This window comes from Paenibacillus amylolyticus, assembly GCF_001570725.1.
GTDB lineage: Bacteria > Bacillota > Bacilli > Paenibacillales > Paenibacillaceae > Paenibacillus > Paenibacillus amylolyticus_A.
Genome location: NZ_BCNV01000001.1, coordinates 535,060 through 558,241 on the forward strand (window position 1 = coordinate 535,060; position 23,182 = coordinate 558,241).

General features: G+C 46.1%; 25 protein-coding genes. 23 read left to right on the forward strand and 2 right to left on the reverse strand.

Annotated features, from left to right (window positions below):
• Positions 1 to 91: 91 nt before the first annotated feature.
• The 7 genes from PAHA3_RS02580 (at position 92) to PAHA3_RS02605 (ending at position 6,787) form a co-directional block, all read left to right on the forward strand.
• Positions 92 to 589 carry a PH domain-containing protein gene (locus PAHA3_RS02580; protein ID WP_062833340.1) on the forward strand — a complete coding sequence of 166 codons (498 nt, stop codon included), beginning with the start codon at positions 92 to 94 and terminating at the stop codon, positions 587 to 589.
• Positions 586 to 2,151, forward strand: coding sequence for a PH domain-containing protein (locus tag PAHA3_RS02585; RefSeq protein ID WP_062833341.1), 1,566 nt, complete (start codon positions 586 to 588; stop codon positions 2,149 to 2,151). Before PAHA3_RS02580 ends, PAHA3_RS02585 begins: the two co-directional genes overlap by 4 nt.
• A 92-nt stretch (positions 2,152 to 2,243) precedes the next feature.
• A complete protein-coding gene (locus PAHA3_RS02590) occupies positions 2,244 to 3,020 on the forward strand; it encodes a Cof-type HAD-IIB family hydrolase (protein ID WP_062833342.1) in 777 nt (258 codons plus the stop codon).
• Positions 3,021 to 3,129: 109 nt separating this feature from the next.
• Entirely contained in the window at positions 3,130 to 3,300 is a 171-nt protein-coding gene (locus tag PAHA3_RS30100) for a YHYH domain-containing protein (RefSeq protein WP_094030640.1), read from the forward strand.
• A 291-nt stretch (positions 3,301 to 3,591) separates the two neighbouring features.
• Positions 3,592 to 4,116 (forward strand): NUDIX domain-containing protein, encoded by a 525-nt coding sequence (locus tag PAHA3_RS02595; protein ID WP_062833343.1) that lies wholly within the window; start codon positions 3,592 to 3,594, stop codon positions 4,114 to 4,116.
• Between the two features lie 169 nt (positions 4,117 to 4,285).
• Positions 4,286 to 4,774 carry a DUF3298 and DUF4163 domain-containing protein gene (locus tag PAHA3_RS02600; RefSeq protein ID WP_167350841.1) on the forward strand — a complete coding sequence of 163 codons (489 nt, stop codon included), beginning with the start codon at positions 4,286 to 4,288 and terminating at the stop codon, positions 4,772 to 4,774.
• A gap of 225 nt (positions 4,775 to 4,999) precedes the next feature.
• On the forward strand, positions 5,000 to 6,787 hold the full coding sequence (locus tag PAHA3_RS02605; RefSeq protein WP_062833345.1) for a cellulase family glycosylhydrolase: 1,788 nt from the start codon (positions 5,000 to 5,002) through the stop codon (positions 6,785 to 6,787).
• Positions 6,788 to 6,923: 136 nt separating this feature from the next.
• Here the strand turns inward: PAHA3_RS02605 and PAHA3_RS02610 are convergent, their stop codons facing one another.
• A complete protein-coding gene (locus PAHA3_RS02610) occupies positions 6,924 to 8,111 on the reverse strand; it encodes a glycosyltransferase family 4 protein (RefSeq protein WP_235599359.1) in 1,188 nt (395 codons plus the stop codon).
• A 400-nt stretch (positions 8,112 to 8,511) separates the two neighbouring features.
• On the opposite strand from PAHA3_RS02610, the gene PAHA3_RS02615 reads away from it, so the two are divergent.
• The 7 genes from PAHA3_RS02615 (at position 8,512) to PAHA3_RS02645 (ending at position 16,260) form a co-directional block, all read left to right on the forward strand.
• On the forward strand, positions 8,512 to 9,081 hold the full coding sequence (locus tag PAHA3_RS02615) for a DMP19 family protein (protein ID WP_062833347.1): 570 nt from the start codon (positions 8,512 to 8,514) through the stop codon (positions 9,079 to 9,081).
• Between the two features lie 26 nt (positions 9,082 to 9,107).
• On the forward strand, positions 9,108 to 9,392 hold the full coding sequence (locus tag PAHA3_RS02620; protein ID WP_062833348.1) for a hypothetical protein: 285 nt from the start codon (positions 9,108 to 9,110) through the stop codon (positions 9,390 to 9,392).
• 221 nt (positions 9,393 to 9,613) lie between these two features.
• Positions 9,614 to 10,069 (forward strand): PTS sugar transporter subunit IIA, encoded by a 456-nt coding sequence (locus tag PAHA3_RS02625; protein ID WP_062833349.1) that lies wholly within the window; start codon positions 9,614 to 9,616, stop codon positions 10,067 to 10,069.
• Entirely contained in the window at positions 10,069 to 10,386 is a 318-nt protein-coding gene (locus tag PAHA3_RS02630) for a PTS fructose transporter subunit IIB (RefSeq protein WP_062833350.1), read from the forward strand. Before PAHA3_RS02625 ends, PAHA3_RS02630 begins: the two co-directional genes overlap by 1 nt.
• A 29-nt stretch (positions 10,387 to 10,415) precedes the next feature.
• Positions 10,416 to 11,534: a PTS fructose transporter subunit IIC gene (locus tag PAHA3_RS02635; RefSeq protein ID WP_062833351.1), complete on the forward strand. Its 1,119-nt coding sequence runs from the start codon at positions 10,416 to 10,418 to the stop codon at positions 11,532 to 11,534.
• Positions 11,535 to 11,561: 27 nt separating this feature from the next.
• Positions 11,562 to 14,240, forward strand: a complete 2,679-nt coding sequence (gene mngB, locus PAHA3_RS02640; protein ID WP_235599360.1) for a mannosylglycerate hydrolase — start codon at positions 11,562 to 11,564, stop codon at positions 14,238 to 14,240.
• Positions 14,241 to 14,292: 52 nt separating this feature from the next.
• On the forward strand, positions 14,293 to 16,260 hold the full coding sequence (locus PAHA3_RS02645; protein ID WP_062833353.1) for a BglG family transcription antiterminator: 1,968 nt from the start codon (positions 14,293 to 14,295) through the stop codon (positions 16,258 to 16,260).
• Positions 16,261 to 16,428: 168 nt separating this feature from the next.
• Here the strand turns inward: PAHA3_RS02645 and PAHA3_RS02650 are convergent, their stop codons facing one another.
• Positions 16,429 to 17,202, reverse strand: coding sequence for a sporulation protein (locus tag PAHA3_RS02650; protein ID WP_062833354.1), 774 nt, complete (start codon positions 17,200 to 17,202; stop codon positions 16,429 to 16,431).
• A 184-nt stretch (positions 17,203 to 17,386) separates the two neighbouring features.
• Here PAHA3_RS02650 and PAHA3_RS02655 point away from each other — a divergent pair, with 184 nt between their 5' ends.
• The 9 genes from PAHA3_RS02655 to PAHA3_RS02695 all read left to right on the forward strand — a co-directional run bounded on the left by PAHA3_RS02655 (position 17,387) and on the right by PAHA3_RS02695 (position 22,999).
• Entirely contained in the window at positions 17,387 to 18,064 is a 678-nt protein-coding gene (locus PAHA3_RS02655; protein ID WP_062833355.1) for a class I SAM-dependent methyltransferase, read from the forward strand.
• Between the two features lie 6 nt (positions 18,065 to 18,070).
• Complete coding sequence (locus PAHA3_RS02660) at positions 18,071 to 18,511, forward strand: cupin domain-containing protein (RefSeq protein ID WP_062833356.1); 441 nt, start codon at positions 18,071 to 18,073, stop codon at positions 18,509 to 18,511.
• Positions 18,512 to 18,528: 17 nt separating this feature from the next.
• Entirely contained in the window at positions 18,529 to 19,071 is a 543-nt protein-coding gene (locus tag PAHA3_RS02665; RefSeq protein WP_062833357.1) for a hypothetical protein, read from the forward strand.
• Positions 19,068 to 19,610: a GNAT family N-acetyltransferase gene (locus tag PAHA3_RS02670; RefSeq protein ID WP_062833358.1), complete on the forward strand. Its 543-nt coding sequence runs from the start codon at positions 19,068 to 19,070 to the stop codon at positions 19,608 to 19,610. Before PAHA3_RS02665 ends, PAHA3_RS02670 begins: the two co-directional genes overlap by 4 nt.
• Positions 19,611 to 19,658: 48 nt before the next feature.
• Positions 19,659 to 20,183: a YfiT family bacillithiol transferase gene (locus PAHA3_RS02675; RefSeq protein ID WP_062833359.1), complete on the forward strand. Its 525-nt coding sequence runs from the start codon at positions 19,659 to 19,661 to the stop codon at positions 20,181 to 20,183.
• 37 nt (positions 20,184 to 20,220) lie between these two features.
• Positions 20,221 to 20,739 carry a GNAT family N-acetyltransferase gene (locus tag PAHA3_RS02680; RefSeq protein ID WP_062833360.1) on the forward strand — a complete coding sequence of 173 codons (519 nt, stop codon included), beginning with the start codon at positions 20,221 to 20,223 and terminating at the stop codon, positions 20,737 to 20,739.
• Positions 20,740 to 20,867: 128 nt separating this feature from the next.
• Positions 20,868 to 21,251 carry a VOC family protein gene (locus PAHA3_RS02685; RefSeq protein WP_062833361.1) on the forward strand — a complete coding sequence of 128 codons (384 nt, stop codon included), beginning with the start codon at positions 20,868 to 20,870 and terminating at the stop codon, positions 21,249 to 21,251.
• A 217-nt stretch (positions 21,252 to 21,468) separates the two neighbouring features.
• Complete coding sequence (locus PAHA3_RS02690) at positions 21,469 to 22,188, forward strand: class I SAM-dependent methyltransferase (protein ID WP_062833362.1); 720 nt, start codon at positions 21,469 to 21,471, stop codon at positions 22,186 to 22,188.
• A 46-nt stretch (positions 22,189 to 22,234) separates the two neighbouring features.
• Positions 22,235 to 22,999, forward strand: coding sequence for an SDR family NAD(P)-dependent oxidoreductase (locus tag PAHA3_RS02695; RefSeq protein ID WP_062833363.1), 765 nt, complete (start codon positions 22,235 to 22,237; stop codon positions 22,997 to 22,999).
• Positions 23,000 to 23,182 lie beyond the last annotated feature (183 nt).

Here is a 23,182-nt window from a genome sequence, read left to right on the forward strand (position 1 = left end):
CTAACGAAATCTTTCTGCATCGATCATGGGCGATTGTTCGTACAGTGTATCATGTGTGTTTTGATGTACCCGAGGAAAAAGGAGTGAACATATGTCAATACAGTGGAAGCCACCCGAGCAACGGTTATCTCCTTATGCAGTAAACCTGTGGAGAATTAGCGCCATCATATGGAATGTCATAGGCCTTCTGATACTTGCCGGACTTTTATTACTCGACTCCATCTATGGGTGGAAGACGTGGATCGGTTGGATATTGTGGGGCGTTACGGCCATATCTGTGCTCTATGCGGTGTGGGATATTTTCATCCAGCCTTCATGGTTATACAAGCACTGGTATTATGATGTGAATGAGGAGTTCCTGCAACTGAAGCATGGGGCGCTAACCAAGGTACATCAGATCATTCCCATGGCAAAAGTGCAATCGGTTACAACGAATCAGGGACCATTGATGCGAAAATATGGACTCTATTCCGTATCGGTTGGCACGATGGGTTCATCACATGAAATCCCGGCATTGCCAGAGGAAGTTGCGCTTGCGCTCCGTCATCAGATTGCGTCCTATGCACGGATTAATGAGGTGGACGAATGATTGATATAAAACGACATCACCCATTAACCATGCTGTGGAGCTTGTGGAAACTGGTGAAAAATTCGTTCGCGATCATCCTGTTTTTGTTTGTCTTCCGTCAGGACTCAGAGTCCCAATGGCTCTTCTATGGAAGAATTGCCTTTTATGTAGGTATTTCAATAGGTTTGATTTCGATCATCTGGAAGTGGTTTACTTCTCGTTATACAGCAGATGATACGGCTTTTCATATCTATAGTGGTGTGTTCAACCGTACTCGTAGAACGATACCGTATGCCAAGGTCCAGAATGTGAATCGTCATACTACAGTGTTTCATCGGTTGTTCCGCGTGACGTCGATGCGTTTCGAGACCGGAATCAAGGGAGAAGATGCTACTTTTCAGTTACACGTTGTTTCAATTTCCGAAGCGGAACTGCTGGAGAAGATTGTAGCGGGGTATATAGCAGAAGAAGCAGAAACGGTAGAAGCCGCCACAGAGGAACATGATACGTTGCATGTAGCTGATCCCATAGAAGAGGGAGAGTCACAATTTGAACCTGTTATACCGGATAAAGCCATGTCTCTGCCTGCAAAAGAAAAACAGGAACGGGTTGTTCATTATCATTCCACCCGCAAAGACATATTCAAAGCATCCTTTACGTCACTTAGTTTTCTCGTACTGATTCCGGTCCTGGCTACGCTCTATTCCTGGGTGAAGGACTTCTTCCCTGATGAAGAAGTAACGGAAAGTTTGTTATTAACCTGGCTTGATTCCTGGTGGATTGCCAGTTTGATGATTTTAGTTTTATTGATCATATCTATTGCTCTGGGCATAGTCAGAACCTTCGTAAAGTATGGCAATTTCCAGATCACCTCGGATGCCAAGCGGATCTATATCTCGAAGGGCATGATGGAGCAAACGTCATTTTCAATCCTGAAAGAACGAGTCCAGGCCGTGAAAATTACACAGTCTCCGATGAAAAGGCTACTTGGACTAGCTGAAGTAGAACTGACCACTGCGGGGAGTCTGGGGGAATCCGAACATGAGGTGAACTCGCTCTATCCCTTCCTGCCTGTGAAGCAAGCCTATAGCATGATTGAGGAGATTCTACCATCCTATCGGGTTACGCAGGAGATGGAAAAACTGCCACAAATATCACTATGGCTGCGCATGCTCAAACCAAGCTGGGGATGGATCGTGATCACGGGTTTATTGTGGTATTTCAAACCATTCGTGTTAGGGCAGAAGCATGCCTGGTGGATGATTTCGGCGATTCTGTTAGTATGGATTGTAACATGCAGAGTCGTGGAATTTTTCCATACCCGATACATCTTGAATCAGAATTTCATTCAACTTCGAACCGGTGCGCTCACTTCAACACTCTTCATCTCCAAACGTGAGAAAGTCATCGAAGTGCAGATCACCCGTAATGTGTTACAGCGTTGGTTGGGTGTTGCTTCCATTTATACGGTAAACCGTGCCAAACCTGTTCTGCATCATCGGGCACATGACATTCCCCTGGATATGGCGGAATCATTTCAATCATGGTACATGGGACGTACCCAAGATGTTCAGACCCGTTAATTACAAGAGTAAGTGCAGGAAGACCATACAAGGTTATTCTGTATTTGCTCTTTTTATTTGAAGACTTTTTATAACAGAAGAGGAGGGACATTTTGGTGAAAGCTGTGTTCTTTGATGTGGACGGTACATTGCTGAGCGAAATAGATCGGAGTTTATCACCGCGTACAGCTGAGTCGATCCGGGAGTTGATTCGTAAAGGCGTTCAAGTCGTACTCGTCACAGGCAGGCCATATAATTTATGCGAAGAATTCAGAAATCTCGGAATCGATACGATCATTTCGGCTAATGGAGCATTGATCAAAGCGGGTGTTGAAGTGATACATAAGTCTGTACTTTCAGCACAGATGGTTAGAGCATTTAGTGAGTTTGCCGAGTTGCACGGGCACAGTATTTCATATTTTACAGAGTCATTTGAGACGAACGGGTTATGTACAGCAGATGGTCGTGTTACTGACGCCTTAAGAGATACGCTTGGACTCATGGATTCGCCGCAGAAAATCAGTACGTTGGAACAGGACGTTTATTGCATTTGTTTATATGTGGATGAAGCGGAGACGGAGAAATTCCAGTCCAGATTTCCTTCCTTACGATTTGTGAGATTCCATCCGTATGTAGTGAATGTGCTGGAAGCGAGCGAAGTCAGCAAATCTATAGCCGCAGAGAAAGTTATCGACTACCTGAAGATATCCAGAGAGGATACAATGGCCTTTGGCGATGGGGAGAATGACGTGGATCTGCTAGAGTATGCGGGAATCGGAATTGCGATGGGAAATGGCGGAGAACGAATTAAACAAAGCGCCGATTATGTCACCCTGCGGGCAAGTGAAGATGGAGTTACCCATGCATTGAAGCAATTTAAGATTTTATGAGAATGGACCGGCTAAAAAGATGAATTATATCCAAATTGTGGATTTTCGTGTAGAATGAGATAGCACGTATTAAGCCCTAAAGCATAGGGTGTTGATCGAAGGGTGACTTATGAAAAAGGTTGTTATCGTAATCCTGTCTCTTGTTGTACTTGTTGGTGTATCCTCTTCTGCTTATGCTCATCCAGGCAGACTGGATAAGAACGGTGGACATAACTGTTCAGCCAAATCCAAACAAAAGGGCCTGTGTACGGGTTATCACTATCATAAAAAGAAAAAATAACTGGTGCTTCTTTCATCAAAGTTGTTTTTGTACTGAGGTAGTTATAAGTTTAACTAAACATCACACGATAACGGAGAGGACAGAAATAACTTGAAAAAGCGAAAGCGGTCGCCTTTATCCCCGGATTTTACCTTTATAAAAAGGAATCAAAAAAATTTGGGGGTAACAGCGATTGGAAGGTTGTTCTGTCATCGGAGTGACTTAGTGTAAATATTCTTTAGTTCAGTTTATGTAGATAAAGACTACTATAATCACATTCTGGAAAGCGAGGAACATATGGAGATTAGACAGATGGCTACAGCGTTTTTGAGCAATGGCTCGGACATGCTGATGATGAAGAAGGCAGGCAGCAGACTGTTTGATTTTGAATTTTGGGGCGGCATTGGCGGGCATCTGGAACAAGGAGAACTGAACACGCCCATGACCGCCAGCTATCGGGAGATTGAAGAAGAGACCGGATTCAAGCCACAGGATGTCGAACACTTTCGGCTTCGATATATTTTGTTAGAGGTCAGTGGTGGTGAGATTTGGCAGCAATTTGTATATTTCGGAGAGACGAGGCATCGACGGTTTGTGCCCTCGGATGAAGGGGAGTTATTCTGGATACCGCTGGATGAGGTGCTGGATTTACATGCATCTATTCTGATCAAAGCGACACTTAGGCACTATTTACAACATCCGGGAGCAGAGGACATCTGGATTGGCAACGTACAGAACGGAACAGACCTAAAGGGTACTCCACAGGTAATATGGAACAAAATGCACGAAACGATATCATTTGAGCCAAAGAGGGTTATCAATAATGTTGAAATATAGAACTGGAATAAAAAAATTGAGATGGATAAATTACCTGTTGATCACTGTACTGATTGCTATAATCCTTCCGATTAGTCATGTAGAGGCAGACAGCTCGATTACAGTGAAAACGAAGGTCCAATATTACAAAGGACAGCCATACATACATCTAACAGGTGGAAAGAAATCTGTGACGGATAAGCTGAACAAGACATTTAAACTCCATGCAGTGAAAGCAGCTCGCTTGGACAAAGAAGAAAAGAAATCAAACAAAAATTATTTCTACATCACCATGGCTAGTGTAAAATACAATGCCAAAGAAAAGTTATCTGTGGTGTATGAAGATCATGTGTACACTGGCGGAGCACATGGAATGGATGCGACAAAATCATATAATTATGATTTAAGAACGGGGAAAGAACTGAAGTTAAGCGAGTATGTTAAAGACGATACTCAGATGGAGAAGGTAGAGAAATCAATCTCCAACAGTCTATTAGCCATGTATAATGCAGGAGTTTCTATTTTTGAAGAAAATATTTATGATTTTCAGCTTGATCAAACATCTCAATTCTTTTTATATGACAAAGGGATCGTCATCCGATTCCATCCGTATGAGGTTGCACCCTACGCAAAAGGGTTTGTAGATATCAAAGTCCCATACAGTAAATTCAACCAATAGATCGTATGCAATAAAAGACATGATCCAGTTCGATGAGGTCATGTCTTTTTATATAAAATATTTTAAAATAATCTAAAAAATTCCAACATTTTCTGACATTTTATAGTATATTAAGAGTGTCTGGGAGGTGAGTGATGAGATAATCCATGTTGGTGATCTGTTCGGCTTCTATGTGTCTACATACCGTGTGAATAGCTTAACCCATCCCAAGAAGGAGGTTTTGTTATGAAGCGTATTGGAAACATGTTTCGTAAAGCAATGCTGTTCTCTCTATCATTAATGCTGGTGTCTATCGCGTACTCACCTCATCCAGCTTCCGCTGCAAGTGGGCCTGTCAAAGGATTTCATGTAAGCGGTACCAAATTACTGGATGCTACAGGTACACCTTTTGTCATGCGTGGGGTGAATCATGCCCATACCTGGTTTAAGAATGATCTACAAGCGGCTATTCCGGCTATTGCTGCGACAGGTTCGAATACCGTGCGTATCGTATTGTCCAACGGCAGTCGCTGGACGGCAGATTCACTGGCGGATGTAGAGCAGATTCTGGCGCTGTGTGACCAGTACCAACTAACCGTTATGCTGGAAGTACATGATGCTACCGGGTCGGACAGTATTGCGGAACTGCGGAAAGCCTCGGATTATTTTATCAGCATCAAGGATGCCCTGATTGGCAAGGAAGATCGCGTGATCGTGAACATTGCGAATGAATGGTACGGTTCATGGGAAACCGCAGTATGGGCGGATGGATATCAACAAGTGATTCCTGAACTCCGTCAGGCCGGCATCAAGAATACGCTTGTCGTAGATACCGCAGGTTGGGGGCAATACCCTACAGCAATTTTCAATCGTGGACTGGATGTGTTTAATGCGGACCCACTGGCAAATACCATCTTCTCCATTCATATGTATGAATACGCAGGCGGCGATGCAGCAACGGTCAAAAGCAACATTGATCATGCGCTGGCCATCGGCGTACCTGTCATTGTAGGCGAATTCGGATTCAAGCACACCAGTGGTGATGTGGATGAAGCGACGATCTTGAGCTACGCACAGCAAAAGGGGGTTGGCTGGTTGGCCTGGTCCTGGTACGGTAACGGTGGCGGTGTAGAATACCTTGATCTGAACAACGGTCCAGCAGGTTCCCTGACCGATTGGGGACAGACGGTGGTCAATGGACCGAACGGTACACTGGCAACCTCTGCTCTGAACACGATCTATACAACCCCTGGATATCAACCTGTTCCAGATAACGGTAGTGGGGGAGTTGTCACGATCCCGGCTGCGCCGACAGGTGTAACTGCCACGCCGGGTAATGGACAAGTAGCGCTGAACTGGAGCGCATCACCCGGAGCAGCGAGTTACATTGTACAGCGTGCGACAACGAGCGGAGGAACATATACGGATGTAGCTACGAATGTGAGCGGCACAACCTACACCAATACGTCTTTGACGAATGGAACCACGTACTATTACAAAATCAAAGCCGTTAACAGCGCGGGCTCCAGCCCAAGCTCAGTACTGGTGAGTGCGACACCACAAGCGGGTACGACCACGCCAACGTCGAATCTGGTTCTGCAATATCGTGCGGCAGATACCGATGCAACGAACAATCATATCAAGCCCTACTTTAATATCAAAAACAATGGTACATCTGCGGTTAACCTGAGTGGTCTGAAGATCCGTTATTACTTTACAAAAGATGGCTCCGAGGGACTGAACACGATCATCGATTGGGCGCAGATCGGAGCAGCCAACATTACGACAAGCGTTGGAAGTATCACGGGCACGAATGCAGATACCTATGTCGAGATTGGTTTCACTTCGGGTGCAGGGTCTCTGCCAGCGGGAGGTCAGACGGGAGACATTCAGCTGCGCATCCACAAGGATAATTGGGGCAATTTCAACGAAAATAATGACTATTCCTTCCGTCCAACGCAAACTACCTATGACGTGTGGAACAGGGTGACTCTCCATCAGAATGGCAACCTGATCTCAGGCATCACACCTTAACGCAAAGCGTATCCGCTATTCAGGCTGACCGTAGCAGCGTGTATATGCTGCGGCAGCCTGAACGGGCGAACGGGTTTAAGTTTGCAGAGACAGAGGCGATTGTTATGAGTTGTTGGAAGAAGCTCATTTCGTCAAATTATGCTGTAATAATTCGATCTTTCGTTCGTCGATTACGATGCTCTATCGCTTCCTCATAATCCCCGATTAGTGTGTCAAAAATATGCTCCCACGACCGCTGCTCAGCCAGCTTTCTGCCTTCCAGTCCCATCATCCTCAATTGGTTCACGTGATTTCCCCAGAGACATATCTCCCGAATCAATGCATCTGCCTGACCTGGCTCGAATAACACACCATTGCGGTGGTGGGATACCAGATCCTTTACACCTCCGGCATTGGCCGCCACCACAGGGAGTCCTGAAGCCATCGCTTCCAGTACGACATTGCCAAATGTCTCCGTAGAAGAAGGAAACACAAACAGATCCGCCGAAGCATACATAACAGCAAGTTCTTCGCCATGCATATAGCCTGTAAAGGTGACATTGGGTGGGGTTTGCGAACGCATTTTGGGAAGAGATGGGCCGTCACCAACGATAATCCAGTGAACACGGGACTGCATTTCCTGTGGCAATTGCTGCATGGTAGTTGTGAGCGTAGCGATGTCTTTTTCCGGGGCAATGCGACCAACGTAGAGTAGAATAAGGGGAGCGGTGATGTGGTATCGTTCACGGATATCCGAGCTGCGTTTTTCAGGGGAGTACAGGTTGCAATCAATCCCGCGGGACCACAGCTTCAGACGCTGAATGCCTTGGGCTTGCAGGGTGTTTAACGTTTCCTGCGATGGGGTGAGTGTTGCATCACAGGCACGGTGGAACCATTGGATATATTTCCAGTAGAGCTGAATCATGCTTCTCAACCGGTAGTATTCGAGGTAACGATCGAAGTGGGTATGGTAGGAGACAACATGCGGAAGATGATGTTTGAGCGCATACCTCAGGCCAAGCAGCCCCATATTAAAAGGCGTGGCGATATGCAGCAGATCGGGCTGAAAGACTTGTAGCTGCTTGTGAGTATTTGCTCTGTTGGGTAGCGCAATGCGGCATTCGGGATACAGAAAAAAAGGAATGTTAGCAACCGATCGGACTTGAGTCTCATGGCTTCCTTCAATGACGGAGTTCGGCGTAAACAGCAGATGTTCAATTCTTCTGCGGTTCAGATGGTTACTCAAGCGGTGGAGCGTGCCAGCAACACCATTGGTTTCCGGAAGATAGGTGTCTGTGAACAAGGCCAGGCGCATCATTACCCCTCCCAAGACTCGTGATGCCAAGATCATAACAGCGGAACATTTTCCCGAGGTCAAGTGCGCGTTAACTTGACGATATTCCCTGTAAATTGTTAAAGGATATACTATACCAACTTCCATAAGTTCAACTTATATAGCGTATTCTGATATGATGTAATAACGTGTCGGCGTAGTTGAACTTGAAATTTACACGATAACGGAGAGGGCAGAAAAAAACTGAAGAAGCGGAGCTAAAAGCTTTCTGCAAGAAAGCTGCTTCGGAAGCATACACTTCGCCTTTATCCCCGGATTTTCCCCTTTAATAAAGGGATTGAAAAAATCTGGGGATAACAGCGATCGGAAGTTTATTCTGACCGCGTAGTGGTCCAGTGTAAAAACATTCGTTCAAACTATTCAGACAGAGAGATACAGGAGGCAGAGAAAGATGAACAAGTTACAAGAAGAACTGCAGGAATTGTTACCACTCGATCAGCTTGAAGAGATGTCAGGTGAAGAAGTGGTGGGGAGTGTTGCCATGGACCTTTATCGGGCTGAATTTGCGACGATTCGAGAGAGTGGACCGGAACTTCCGCAAGTATTGCGAGATACCATTCTAATCATCGATCTGGATACCGAGCTGTCCATGAACGGAATGACCGGTTTCCTTGAGAATGCCAGCGGGCAGTATATCGGTGAGACAATAGCAGCGATGGAGCGGATCGGTAATGAGGCTGATGCCGTAATCCTGAAGAAGATCGAGCAGATATTGTCCGAGAGCGGCGTAACGCACGGGAAATTACGAGATAATGTGAATGGCCTGTCCGAAGATGACATCACGACAAGCCTGCAAATACACGGGGAACAGATTCATGAGGTATTGCAGCGAATTGAGCTGGAAGCCGGCAATATAAGTATGCAATCGGATAACGAAGAAAGCTTCGACCTGTTGTATCAATATGTGGATGCGAATAAAGATCGTCTGAGACAGGAGATGCAGCAATTCTTGTCTAATTGAATGGAAAGAGGAGGCAAATGACAAACATGAACAAACGATTAGCGATGGAATCCGTTCTGGTTACTCTGTTATTCATCATCGGTTTTGTAGCCTGGAATGTCGTTCAAGGCATGATCATGACCATGAATTACGTACCTGATCTGATGAACACCGCTTCTTCGGGTACCCCGTTGCAATCCAAGGTTGCTTTTGGAACCCTTGTTCAATGGAATATAACATCCATGATCATGGCTGTTGCCGGATTCATTTTGTTCGCCGCTGCATATTACGGTCTTCGATCAGGAATGCAGCGCTGGACACAGCGTTCCTGAAATTTGTCCGCTTAGGCCCCACATTCAGTGTACTTACGTGATCTATATAACACACCATTTACAACTGCCCTGAGTCCATTAGACTCAGGGTTTTTACTGTGGCTAATGTTTTTCCGCTTCGAAGGGGAAATTTTCTAGATCCAAGGTCCAGGCAGAATCCGTTACAATGATCTTGTAAGCGCTTATCGTTTTGGATAGAGAGAGGAGGAGAGACAGAGATCATGATTACAACCAATCAGATTTATCTCGATCAGACATGGCATAGCAAAGAGGACGTATTTGATTTTATATCTGCAGAGGCAGAGCGTTACGGCATCACTACAAACCGTGCGCAACTTGCGGCTGATCTGTGGGAACGCGAACGTGTCTACTCCACCGGACTTCAGGATCACTTTGCGATTCCCCATACCCAGAGTGAAGTTGTAACACGTCCGGCAGTGATGGTCATTCGATTACGGGAGCCCATTGATTGGGAATCTCATGACGGCAAGCCGGTAAAATATATTTTTGCCATCCTTGTGCCTAAAGGTCATGTAGACGTATCCCATCTGCAAATTATCTCTTCACTTGCCACCTTATTGCTGGAAGATTCATTCAAAGAGGCTATCGCAGAAGCGGTGCAGCCGGAAGATGTATATGCGTTGCTTCATCAATATACGGAAGGACTGGTGTCATAATGAAAATCGTAGGTATTACGTCATGTATCGCAGGTCTCGCCCATACTCCGATGGCTGCCAAAGCATTGGAGAAAGCAGCTCAGCAACTGGGATATGAGATTAAAGTGGAACAGCAGGGGGCCATGGGACAAGTCAATAAGCTGACGGAAGAAGATATTGCTGCAGCGAATTTTGTCCTGATTGCAGCGGATCAAACGGTGAAGGACATGGATCGGTTTGGCGATAAAAAAGTCGTACGTGTCAAAATCGGTCATGCCGTAAGTCAGGCAGAAGCGGTATTAACCAAAGCCGTCGAGGCTGTGAACGCACAAGCTTAACCCCACCTTCCACATGAGGAGAGAGTACGATGAGAAAATGGTTTGGTGAAGCAAAAACACATCTAATGACAGGTATCTCCTATCTGCTGCCGGTCATTATCGCGGGTTCCCTGGTCGTTGCCATCTGTAAAATTATCGCACTAACGATGGGCATTACTGATCTTGATCCGTACAAAGATGGAAGCGGATTCTTGCATATTTTATATCTCGTGCAAAATGTAGGATGGAGCGGCATTGGACTATTGACCATTGTCCTGTCGGGTTACATTGCGTACTCCATTGCCGACAAACCTGCGCTGGCCGCAGGTCTAATCGGCGGGGTGCTGGCACAGCAGACCAACGCTGGTTTCTTGGGCGCGTTGATCTCAGGCTTCTTTGCCGGATATATCACCTTGTGGGTTAAGAACAAAGTCAAGATTACAGGTCCGGCCGCTGGCTCGGTACCGTTAATCATTTTACCGCTGATTACTGTCGGTCTAACGGGATTTCTGATGGCGGTCATTCTCGGTGGCCCACTGGGCGCACTGAATGAGTATCTCATAGCTTGGGTTCAAAACATGAGCCAGAGCGGAACGAATACCGTTCTACTTGCGATTATTCTGGGCGCGATGATCGGATTCGATCTCGGCGGACCTGTCAACAAAGCGGCATGGATGGCAGGCAACGCCCTGTTCCTGTCCGGTGTCTATCTGCCTAATATTTTTATCAATATTGCCATCTGCATTCCGCCGCTTGGTTATGGCTTGGCGACATTGTTGATGAAGAAACGTTTTTCAAAAACCTATCAGCAAGCAGGAAAAGGTGCAGTGATTATGGGCGTGATCGGCATCACGGAAGGTGCAATTCCGTTCACACTGCGTAACCCTGCCAAAATGATTCTGGTCAACATGTTTGCCTGTGCAACGGGTGCTGCCCTGACTGCATTGCTGGGAGCACATATCATCATGCCACCGATCGGTGGGTTATATGGAGCTGTATCGGTAGGAACCCCAATCGCGTATCTTGCCGGAGGCATTGTCGGTGCACTAATCGTGGCGGGTGGCACCATGCTGGTGAACTTCCGTGATGAAGAAGAGAAACAGCCTGCCAAGACTCAGGAAGCTTCGGTGAAGAAAAACGGGGAAGAAATCGAACTCGTTTTTGACTAAAAAAAGCATCTGGAGGGATATAGAGATATGAGTGAGAGCAATCGCACCAAAGTACATGTGATTCCACATACGCACTGGGACCGGGAATGGTATTTTACGACCTCCCGTTCCAAAGTGTATCTTGTCAAACACGTCAAGGAAGTATTGAACGCACTGGAAAATATCGATGGATTTCATTATTACCTGCTGGATGCACAGGGCTCGCTGCTGGATGATTACATCCGCTGGTGTCCCGAAGATGAGGAACGTATCCGCCAACTGGTTTCAGCCAAACGACTGATGACGGGACCCTGGTATACACAGACGGATCAATTGGTGATTTCCAGTGAATCCATGGTCCGAAACCTGTATTATGGTATGAAAACGGCACAAAAGTACGGACATGCGATGAAGGTTGGTTACGTCCCGGATGCGTTTGGACAATCGGCACAGATGCCGCAGATCTATCGCGAGTTTGGCATCGAACGTTTCCTGTTCTGGAGAGGCGTATCAGATAATACGAATCCACATACCGAGTTTACGTGGGAAGGATCGGACGGTAGTCGTGTATTTGCTGTGCAGATGCCGTTCGGGTATTACTACGGCGGTAACATTCCGGAAAATGAAGAAGAGTTGATCCCTTATTTGGAAAAACAGATTGGTGCGCTTGAACGGAAGGCCTCCACCAAACATATCTATTTCCCTAATGGATTTGACCAGGCACCTGTCCGGTTGAACCTGCCGGAGTTGATTGAACGGTTCAATGCGCTGGATACAGAACGCGAATATATGATGAATGAACCGGAACGTTTTCTGGCGGAGATCGAAGCAGATATTCAGGATCTGCCTGTACTTCGGGGTGAATTAATGGAAGCCAAGCACATGCGAATTCATAAGTCCATTTTTTCCACCCGTGCGGATCTCAAACAACAGAATAACCAGATTGAGAATCTGATCGCTAATACGCTCGAACCTGTGCTTGCCATAAGCCATTCTCTCGGGCATGATTACCCGCATCGCATTGTTGAGGACATCTGGAAGCTACTGTTTGAGAATGCGGCGCATGACAGTATCGGTGGCTGTAACAGCGATACAACGAATCAGGACGTTGCGTTTCGTTACAAACAGGCCTATGATATCGCACTGAATCTGCTTGACCTGCATATGCGGATGATTGCTTCAACGATACAGCAGGAGGAGACATTTGCGTTCACCCTGTTCAACACGCTACCTTATGTGCGAGGCGGGGTTACCGAGATCGAAGCTTATATTCCGGAAGAATCCTTTGTGATTCGGGATACGAAGGGACGCGAGCTAGCCTATACCATTTTGGAAAAAGTAGACCAGACCGATTATGTGCTTGGACAGCACATCGATCTCAATCCAAGCCGCAAAGTGCATCTGCCGGAACGGGTATATCGTGCGAAATTGCTGGTGGAACTGCAAGAGGTTCCGGCGATGGGCTACACCCAGATTATCTTTGATTTCAGTCAGGGCGCTGCACCCGTCATGGAGCGGCGTAACGGGGACACGATTGAAAATGAACATTTCACCATTGCGCTACAAGCAAACGGCACCTTGCAAATTACGGACAAGCGATCAGGCCAAGTGTATGCAGATCAAATGCTCTTCGAAGATAATGGGGATGACGGAGATTCCTACAATTATTCTCCACCCGAGCGGGATCTGATTGTTTCTTCGGTAGGCAGCCAGATGAGTGCAACAACCACTCAAACGTCTGTATCTCAGACACTATGCCTGTGTTTCACGCTGGATGTTCCCTACGATCTGGAAGAGCGCGCCGCAGGCATCACGTCGGGAGCATTGCCAATGCAGGTGCAGATATCTCTTCGCAAAGGAGAGAAGCTGATTCGCTTCCAGGTTCAGGTGCAGAATGAGGTGTTCAGCCACCGTCTGCGTGTCCTTTTTGATACAGGAATTGCTTCCGCTCTATCTATTGCAGATCAGCCTTTCGGTGTGATTACTCGTCCAACCTCATTGCCAGAAGTGGAGGTATGGGAGCGTGAACAATGGCAGGAGAAACCGATCACCATTGAAGCGATGCAGAGTTATGCTGGGTTAAACAACGGTTCGCATGGTATGGCTATGATGACGGAAGGTGTACGTGAGTATGAAATTGTTGGCGAACAAATGGATACCATTGCCCTGACCTTGTTCCGCACATTCGGTTTCATGGGTAAGGAAAACCTGTTGTATCGTCCTGGCCGGGCTTCCGGTGAGAAAATTGTAGCAACGCCAGACGCGCAATTGCTTGGTGAGCTCTCCTTTACCTTTGGCCTGCATATCCAGACTTCTGGATTCGACGAAGCGAATGTAGCCCGTGCTGCGCGTGAATATTTGACACCGATCAGCAGTTATCAGCTATGCGACTTTCTGAACGGACGACTGATCTTTGCTTTCCGTGATGAGGAACGTGTGCTGGAACCCGATTACAGCCTGATGTCGTTCAGCGACGATTCCAACGTGGTGTTAAGCAGTTTCAAGAAAGCAGAGCAGAGTGAGGGTTACATTGTACGTGTCTTCAATCCGTATTTGTCACAGTCTGCAAACGTGAATATGCACTTTAATCAGCCTGTACATGCAGAGCGTGTATCTCTTGGTGAACAACCCCTGGAGCCTCAGCAGAGGTTAACTGAGGGAGAAGAGGTCGTTCGTTTGCCGGAACTCACACATTGTAAATTGATGACTGTACTTGTATCGATATAAGGTGAGCTTTAGTTATACACAATCCTGATCAGAAGGGAGGTCGGATATCGGTATGATTTTTCCAACTAAACGGTTGAAAAAGCTGTTCCACCTCATTCATGGTGAAGGACAGGAACAGGCTTGGACGAGCCAAGCACTTGCAGACAGGCTGGAGGTTACGGTGCGTACCATTCGGGATGATCTGAAAAAGTTGGATCATATCCTTACAGGGCATGGCGGGAGCCTAGAGTCCAAGCGTGGACGGGGATATTCCATTCGTGTACACGAAGCGAAGCTGTATGATGAGCTGTTGGAGGAACGGAAGGATGATCGGCAAAAAGGTGCGCCAGTACCTGGGTCACCCGATGAGCGTATCCGTTATGAATTGTTCAAGCTGCTTGGTGAACCGGGTCATATTAAGATGGAAGACCTCGCTGATCAGCTGTATATAAGCCGTGCAACGATGAACAATGATCTGAAAATCATTCGTCAGATTCTGGAGAACTACCAGCTTCAGCTTCAGATCAAGCCAGGACATGGTGTGAAGGTCGTCGGAGACGAGCAAAGGTTCCGTTATTGTCTTGCCGAGTACGCCGATGCGCGAGATGAAGAATTGGGACCGGAGGGCATGACTGCTGCACAGGAACGTTTGTTGTACCCAATCGAACCCGCACACATCCGCGAAATCGTCATTCGCCATGTAGGCAAACAGGATGTTCGTATTGCAGATGTGGCGCTGAAAGATCTGATTACGCATCTGGCTGTTATGGTGTTGCGCATTAAACAGGGGCATGAACTGGAGCGATTCGAGAAAGTGGAGGCGAATCTGCAGGATCAGCAACTTGCACAACACATTATTCAGGATCTGGAGTCGTTATATTCCATTCACTGTCCAGTCGGAGAGCGAGATTATCTGTTGCTGCATATTGTTAGTAAAAAAATGACCGCTACCGATTGGAATGGACTACGAAGTGACCCATTATATGTTGCTGTACAGCAGATGTTGGGTCACATCTATGATCGGTACACCTATGATCTGCGTGATGATGACCGCTTGCCGAATGATCTCTATGCCCATCTGAAGCCCATGATTACGCGGTTAGAACATGGCATGAATATGCGGAATCCACTGCTGGGACATATACGTAAATATTATCCACTCGCCTATGAGATTACGATAAGTGCAGTGAAACAGCTACAGACATACGTACCTCATGAAATCAATGACAGTGAGATTGGTTACCTGGCTCTTCATATTGGGGCAGCATTGGAACGTAAATACCAGATTCCTCATCGCAAACGGAAATCCGTATTACTCGTCTGTGGTTCAGGATACGGCACAGCCCGTATTCTTGAATCCAGATTACGCTCTTTATTTGCCGAGCTGGAGGTCTCTCGTGTAGTTTCGCTAAGAGAGTACGAGGAGATGGGGAGTGTGCCTGAAGATTTGGTCATTTCCACGATCCGGTTACGGGAGTCCAAAGGCAAACCGTCGGCCGTCATTGCTGCGATTCCATCGGAACGCGACATGGCAACGATCACTCATCTGGTGCGAACCAGTGATGAGCAGGAGGAAATGACGCTGCTGCGTTACTTTGATCCAGCATTGTTCATGTTTCGGTCCGATCAGCCTGACAAAATGACACTTATGGCTGAGATGAGCGGGGCGCTGTTGGAGAAGGGGATTGTAACCGAGCAATTCTGGCCAGCTGTGCAGGAGCGGGAAAAGATGGCTTCAACCGCGCTTGGAAGAGGTATGGCGATTCCACATCCCATGGAGCTGAGTTCAACTCATACGACCGTATCGGTATGTCTGCTCGAGAAGCCGATTCCGTGGGATGAGGAGAATGAAGTGCATGCCGTATTCATGTTGTCTATCTGCAAAGAGGATTACGAACAGGCGATGGGTATCTATGATCTGTTTGTAGAGTTGATTCGGCAGGAGGAGCAGTTGGAAAGCCTGCGATCCTGCGGCAGCTTCGATGCCTTTGCCCAACTTGTATGTGAAACGTTGAGTCTGAAAAGTACCGAAGTGTATTGATATATAAGTTCACTAAGGATAATTCCACTGACACTCCGATGACAGAATAACCTTCCGATCGCTGTTATCCCCAGATTTTTCTGATCCCCTTTTCGAAAGGGGAAAAACCGTCCTTCATCAGATTTTTTCTGACAGAGGACGGTTTATTTCGTTTACACAAACTATAGATTAAATATGTTTGGATATGACTTCTTCCAGACCTTGAGCGACAGAATGCGGACCCCGCGCCAGGTGTCTTTCATACAGATGCAGGCGGACGAAGCTCTCATCCGTTCCCATCGCTTCGGAGAATATTCCACTGAGTCCACGAGCGCGGCGATCGATCTGTAATAACAGTTCCAGTGAATCCCCCATCGGATAGAACAGCACTTCCAGTTCATCCAGATGCCCACGGAACTTGCTCGTTGGCACAAATTCGAATTCCTGCACAAATGGCAGATTGCCGCCAAGCTTCGGCGCATAGTCGTTAGTCACTTCACGTAGCTTGAAGCCAAGGATATCAATTGCACCGAGCACGGTGTTCATGTCTTTGCTAGGCACAACATGCAATCTGTCCCGGTCGGATGGGTCCACGGCGCTTGAGATATCGAGGCCCGTTTCTACCCATACTTCTGCACGATGTAGTGTAATAGGCAAATTTTCTGGCAGGTCAAATGAGAAGTCTTTCTCCAATTTGGCACCAGGCTGCAATGTGAAACCTTCGGTGAGCAAATATTTGGCTATAACGGCTGTTTCTTTTACTTTGCGATCATCGCGCTCCCGTATGTAATGGGTTTTGATTGAAAGATAGATTCGATCTACGTTCTGTTCCACATCTCCACCCTCAATGTACACAACCCCCGAGATGATTCCTCCAGGCGTGACCTCTGGTGTATGCAATTCTGTATTTACTTTGGCTGCTCCAACACCTACACTGGCTAACATTTTCTTGAAAAATGACATGCGCTCAACCTCCAGATCAGATGGTTTACTATTTGGGGATAAATACGACTTCGACCTTAATACGGAAACTGGAAGAGAAGCGTTTCAAATTTTAGTAAAAGATATATCGCATATCCAAACAGGAGAATCGACTTACCTATGTCGAATGGTTTGGAAGAAGGGGATTTTTGTAAGGAGGAACTCTATGAGCATGGAATGGTACGATATGATTGCACGACGTAATGGGGGATACAAGGGTAGAGCTTTGTATACCCTGGAAGGTAACTCTGCTGAAGATACTTTTGAAGAGCGGTTGATTAAGCTTCTGCCTCAGTATACATCCGTGCTCGATGCAGGCTGTGGACATGGGGAGTTTACGTTGAAAATGTCGAAATATACCGATCACATTATGGGGTTCGATAACTCGGAAGAGATGATTAAGATTGCCCGAAGTGCTCTTCATTCAAGTTTGATTACGAATGTGGAATTTGTATGCACTACGACTAAAGAAAAGATGCCCTTTGCAGATGAGCAGTTCGGTCTGATCTATGATCGCAGAGGTCCAACTTCCATTATTGAGCATGAGAGATTGCTGCAAAAGGGTGGGGTTATGATTGGTATTCATACGGATATAACCAAGGTGCGAGAGCGATTGGAAAGAAATGCGTATGAGGAAATCAAGATCGAGGAATTTAACGAGGCACTCATGATTTTCCCGGATGAAAAAGAGTTTGCCATCTTTCTCTCCGATATCCCCGGAAACCCGGATTATACACAGCATGAGTACCGGGGACAGCTGGAAACCAAGCTGGAGGAGAACCGGATTAACGGTAGACTTGCTGTGAGAGAACGCAAGTATATCTGGCAAGCCGTAAGGAGCTGAAGTCGAGTGAACACAGAATTTTCAGAACAGGAACATGGTGAGACTGGTGTCAAAACTAGCTCTGAAAAGATGGCGAACGGGGAACAGAAATATAAAATGATAGCAGAAGACGGCAGTTATTATTGCAGAACCGTTGCTTCAGCCCAGGGAGCATGGCAAAACAGTCATGTACATATCAAACTAACGGAGTTTTATGTGGTGCAATCCGGATGGATTGCTTATGCCAGTTATGGAGAAGATCAGGTGCTTTCGATTCAAGTGATGCGTGAAGGAGAGCACATCGTTGTCCAGCCGGGAGTTCATCACAATGTATATATGTCAGCCAATAGCGTTATCCATACAATTAAATATGGGTTGAATACACATAGTGATTGGTCTGCTTCTCCGGAATTAGACTGCGTTACACAAACATTAATGGAGAGCGAATTGCTTCAAACTTACGGATAATCTTGGGGGTTAAATACATGCGTAGAAGTACAATATGTTGGCTAACTGGCATTGCGATTGTTATTGTAGCAACTTTCATTGTATATAATAATTTGACCCCTAGCGTTACAGAGCAGGATGTTAGCTTAAAGGGCACGATTCGGCAGACCGCTTCGGAGAAATACGAGGTGCAATTATCTATTACACGCAGAAAAGAAGATAAGAGTCAGCATACTGTATATCCCGTTGTGCCTGGCTGGGGTTCAATATCGTTTAGTGATAAAAATGACAACCGATTTATTCAACCTGTTTCCGTCGGCAGCACGGGTGCGATGGAAGGAATTCTTCGTCAAGCGTTACAGAGGCAGTCAGCCACGGCAATGACTGAATTTTCAGGGTTCTCCATACCTGATGCAGCGGGCACGTACAAGATGCGTTTTACCATTCATCCTTTGGATGAGAAAGCAGAACTTATTCAGCATCCCATGATCTATTATGTTCATAAAGAAAATGTTCTGGGCAAGGACCTGAGTTGGGTCTCGGGAACTCCGCTTGAAATCATTAAGGAGTATGCAGAGTGAATAATGTATATGAATCAAATGAAATCACCGTACGTTTTTTGGAAATTGAAAATGAACACCATCTGGTGAAGTGGCTGACTGACCCGAAAGTCCTTCAATACTATGAAGGCCGTGATCGGCCGCATGATCTGGAACGGGTAAGAGAACATTTTTACAATCAGGATGATAATGCTACTCGTTGTATCGTGGAGTATGGAGGAAATCTGATTGGATACATTCAGTTCTATGAGCTTGAGGAAGAGGAACGAACGGAGTATGGTTATGGAGACACGGATGAGATCATCTATGGAACGGACCAGTTTATTGGAGAGGTAGATTACTGGAATAAAGGTATAGGTACACAGTTGGTGCAGTCCATGCTGAATTTTCTGATTAACGAAAAGCATGCTCGAAAAGTAGTCATGGACCCTCAAGCTTGGAACTTGCGAGCAATATCCTGTTATGAGAAATGTGGTTTCCAAAGGATCAAGCTGTTAGAGAAACATGAGATGCATGAAGGACAGATGCGAGACTGTTGGCTTATGGCATATACACTGTAGTTGCTGTTTAAAGTTAATTTCAATCATACAAACGAGGAGGAATAATGGATGGATGAAAGATTTCCGATAGGACCATTTGTACACACGGGCAAGGTTACGCCTGCACAGAGAGAACAGTGGATTCAGGACATTGCTGAGCTGCCTGAACGCGCGCGCGAAGCGGTAAAGGGTCTAAGTGAAGAGCAATTAAGTCTGCCGTACCGAGAAGGCGGATGGATGCTCAAGCAGGTGATTCACCACATGGCAGACAGCCATATGAACAGTATGATTCGTTTCAAGTTGGCCCTGACAGAGGATACACCAACGATTCGGCCTTATTATGAAGAGCGCTGGGCTGAATTGAGTGATTCAAGGGACTTGGATATCGAATTCTCGCTGCAAATTCTGGATGCGCTCCATCGTCGCTGGGTGTTTCTGTTAAACGCGTTGACAGATGCAGATTATGCCAAACAATTCTATCATCCCTCATCGCAAGAAACGACAAGACTGGATTATAATCTGGGCATGTATGCTTGGCATGGCAAACACCATGTTGCCCACATCACATCGCTTAGAGAAAAACTTGGAATGTAGATAAGCAATAGAGCTGTTATGAAAGGAGTGCATCATCATGACGGATATACATATACGGCTCTTAATTGAGAATGATCCACTTGTAATCTCGCAGGCTTTTCAAGCGCAGGGATGGCATAAATCTGCCGAGCAGTATTTCCATTACCTAGCTGATCAGCAAAATGGGAAACGTGTGACCCTAGTTGCGGAGTTCAATGGAGAATTTGCCGGTTACGTTAATGTATTATGGGCATCACATTATCCAGCGTTTAAGGAGCAGGGGATTCCTGAAATCAACGATTTCAATGTGCTGATGAAGTACCAGCGCCAAGGGATTGGGTCACGGTTGATGGACCGAGCAGAGGAAGTTATTCTGGAACGAACGGATGTAGCAGGCATTGGTGTAGGTGTGTTTTCCGATTATGGCAAAGCACAAGTTCTATATGCCCATCGCGGGTACATACCAGACGGTCACGGTGTACACAAACTTGATCATTACATTCAGCCGGGTGAAGAAACGATTATGGACGACGATGTTGTACTTTATCTTACGAAGAAGTTAAGAGCCACGCAATAAGTGTAATGTGTTCTTAGTTACCAAAGAAAGATGATAAAAAAGCTGTCCCGCATGTTATACTCTATTGGAATTTGAGGAATGATAAGCAGGATGTTGAGAGATTAGATGATTAGAGGAGTGAATGATGCATGTTTAGCAAAGTCGGCCAGATTATGTTGTATGTCAACAATCAGGATGAATCATTGGCATTTTGGACGGAAATTGCGGGGTTCCATATTGTGGATGAAGTAAACCTTGATGAGGGTATGAGATGGATTGAGATTGCGCCTACCCCAAATTCGCAGACGAGCATTATTCTTCATGACAAGGCGTTTGTGGAGCGGATGTCAGCGGGTATAAATCTGGGCACACCTTCGTTAATGTTCTTCACCGAAAATCTGGATCAATTATATGCCGACTTGTCTGGTAAACATGTAACGGTTGGAGAGATTGTCGAGATGCCAACGGGGCGTGTCTTCAACTTTGCCGATAACGAAGGAAATTACTTTGCTGTACTGGAACGGGCGAAGTAAATTACAACTTAAAACAGCACTATTGCAAGCGATCGACATTCCATGTCGGTCGTTTTTTGTTGGGAAAAAGCTTATGTTTTCGAATATAAAACACAAGAAAAATAGAGAACTACTGGGTAAAAATGTTATAATAGAGTGTGGATAATTTAATGAAAATAACAAGAATTTGATAGCGGAAAATGAGGAGTGGAACGGGAATTTAAGGAGGAATGTGGTTGTGGAAAAGACGATTAAAAGTGTACAGGATCTGTATGATATGCTCGATGCCGACTTCAGATCTGCCAAGCAGTTTTGGGAGCCTTTCTATGAGGATCGGAACAGACCTATACCCTTTTTCCCAAACAAACCGGATGAAAATTTGGTAGCGCATGTGAACGCAGGTGTGCTGAGTGGTGGCAAGGCCCTGGAACTGGGTTGTGGCCCGGGTAGAAATGCATTGTATTTAACTCGCCAAGGATATCAGGTAGATGCTTATGATCTTTCGGAGACAGCTATTGCCTGGGCTAAAGAAAGGGCGGAAGAAGAGCATCTGGACGTGCATTTTGAATGTCGATCTGTGTTCGAATTGTCCCTAGAGCAAGAATATGATCTTGTCTACGACTCGGGTTGTCTGCACCACCTGTTGCCACATCAGCGCATTCCATACATAGAAATGATCCACAATGCACTCCGTCCAGGAGGATATTTTGGAATGACTTGTTTTGCTCCGGGTTTTGGCGATATTGGTGGGCCGGAGACCGTTATGAATGATTGGCAGGTGTATCAAGAGAAGTCGATGCGAGGTGGTCTTGCGTTCACGGAGGAGAAGCTTCGCTACATGCTGGAAGATGGCTTCGAATGTGTCGAGTTCCGTGCGATGAAGGCGATGGAGCAGCATGAACCGTGTTTTGGTGTACCTTTTCTATGGGCCACGGTGTGGAGAAAGAAAAACTCGTAAGAATAGGGGAAGGATATGCTTTGGAAATAGGAGGCGTGGTATCTTAATGGGAACAGGAACAGGAAAAAGATACTTTATCATTACAGGCACATCGAAAGGAATCGGTTTACAACTTGCGCAGTTATTATTGGCTAAGGGAGATTACGTTTATGGTATTTCACGTGGGAGTTCGGATCAGTTGGAATCAGGCGAGGAATGGAGCGGGCGTTACCGCCATGTTCAGTACGATCTAGCCGACCTGACCGGGATAGATGAATTGGTTACACGTGTATTGGACGACATTTCGTCTCAGGAAGCCGATTTCATTGGACTTATTAATAACGCAGCGATGCTAGAGCCTCTAAAACCTATCCATCAGTGCAGTGCGGCAGAGATAAGTCAAAGTCTTAACATCAGCCTCGCAGCGCCAATGATATTGAGTTCATCTTTTATTCAACAGACAAATCACCTGTCCGCTAGGCGTAAAATTGTCAATCTCTCATCCGGTTCGGGAAGTTATCCCGCGCCTTCAATGGCAGTGTACTGTACATCCAAGGCAGGCATGAACATGTTCACCCAATGCGTATCCTTGGAACAAACAGGCAAACAGAACCTTGTTGAGATTATTGCTTTTGATCCGGGGATGGTCGATACCGAATTACAGGCTGTTGCACGAGGCAAAAGTGCAGAGGAGTTCGTCCTTGCTGGTATGTTCAATCAAGTATATGAAGCGGGACAATTAAGATCGCCACGAGACGTAGCGATGCAGTTGATCGAGCGTATGGACGCACACAGTGATGCAAGCCATGTTATACACACCATTGAGAGCTAACATGATATATGTATTTCGGATCTTTTTCTTTACGAAGTATGCATACTTTTTGATATAAGCCCAAGTTCCCTGTACACTGGAATCAACGATCGGAAGTACGATTCGTAACGGTAAAGATGATCCTGCAACAACGGAGTCTAATTACCTTTTTCAACCTTAGAAGATCAGAAACGTGGTGAAGTC

What these genes read in the sequence shown, in the direction of transcription:
- PAHA3_RS02580 (WP_062833340.1), top strand. Translation starts at nt 92, where the DNA reads ATGTCAATACAGTGGAAGCCACCCGAGCAACGGTTATCTCCTTATGCA.
- PAHA3_RS02585 (WP_062833341.1), top strand. Translation starts at nt 586, where the DNA reads ATGATTGATATAAAACGACATCACCCATTAACCATGCTGTGGAGCTTG.
- PAHA3_RS30100 (WP_094030640.1), top strand. Translation starts at nt 3,130, where the DNA reads ATGAAAAAGGTTGTTATCGTAATCCTGTCTCTTGTTGTACTTGTTGGT.
- PAHA3_RS02595 (WP_062833343.1), top strand. Translation starts at nt 3,592, where the DNA reads ATGGCTACAGCGTTTTTGAGCAATGGCTCGGACATGCTGATGATGAAG.
- PAHA3_RS02605 (WP_062833345.1), top strand. Translation starts at nt 5,000, where the DNA reads ATGAAGCGTATTGGAAACATGTTTCGTAAAGCAATGCTGTTCTCTCTA.
- PAHA3_RS02615 (WP_062833347.1), top strand. Translation starts at nt 8,512, where the DNA reads ATGAACAAGTTACAAGAAGAACTGCAGGAATTGTTACCACTCGATCAG.
- PAHA3_RS02620 (WP_062833348.1), top strand. Translation starts at nt 9,108, where the DNA reads ATGAACAAACGATTAGCGATGGAATCCGTTCTGGTTACTCTGTTATTC.
- PAHA3_RS02625 (WP_062833349.1), top strand. Translation starts at nt 9,614, where the DNA reads ATGATTACAACCAATCAGATTTATCTCGATCAGACATGGCATAGCAAA.
- PAHA3_RS02630 (WP_062833350.1), top strand. Translation starts at nt 10,069, where the DNA reads ATGAAAATCGTAGGTATTACGTCATGTATCGCAGGTCTCGCCCATACT.
- PAHA3_RS02635 (WP_062833351.1), top strand. Translation starts at nt 10,416, where the DNA reads ATGAGAAAATGGTTTGGTGAAGCAAAAACACATCTAATGACAGGTATC.
- mngB (WP_235599360.1), top strand. Translation starts at nt 11,562, where the DNA reads ATGAGTGAGAGCAATCGCACCAAAGTACATGTGATTCCACATACGCAC.
- PAHA3_RS02645 (WP_062833353.1), top strand. Translation starts at nt 14,293, where the DNA reads ATGATTTTTCCAACTAAACGGTTGAAAAAGCTGTTCCACCTCATTCAT.
- PAHA3_RS02650 (WP_062833354.1), bottom strand. Translation starts at nt 17,202, where the DNA reads ATGTCATTTTTCAAGAAAATGTTAGCCAGTGTAGGTGTTGGAGCAGCC.
- PAHA3_RS02655 (WP_062833355.1), top strand. Translation starts at nt 17,387, where the DNA reads ATGAGCATGGAATGGTACGATATGATTGCACGACGTAATGGGGGATAC.
- PAHA3_RS02665 (WP_062833357.1), top strand. Translation starts at nt 18,529, where the DNA reads ATGCGTAGAAGTACAATATGTTGGCTAACTGGCATTGCGATTGTTATT.
- PAHA3_RS02675 (WP_062833359.1), top strand. Translation starts at nt 19,659, where the DNA reads ATGGATGAAAGATTTCCGATAGGACCATTTGTACACACGGGCAAGGTT.
- PAHA3_RS02680 (WP_062833360.1), top strand. Translation starts at nt 20,221, where the DNA reads ATGACGGATATACATATACGGCTCTTAATTGAGAATGATCCACTTGTA.
- PAHA3_RS02685 (WP_062833361.1), top strand. Translation starts at nt 20,868, where the DNA reads ATGTTTAGCAAAGTCGGCCAGATTATGTTGTATGTCAACAATCAGGAT.
- PAHA3_RS02695 (WP_062833363.1), top strand. Translation starts at nt 22,235, where the DNA reads ATGGGAACAGGAACAGGAAAAAGATACTTTATCATTACAGGCACATCG.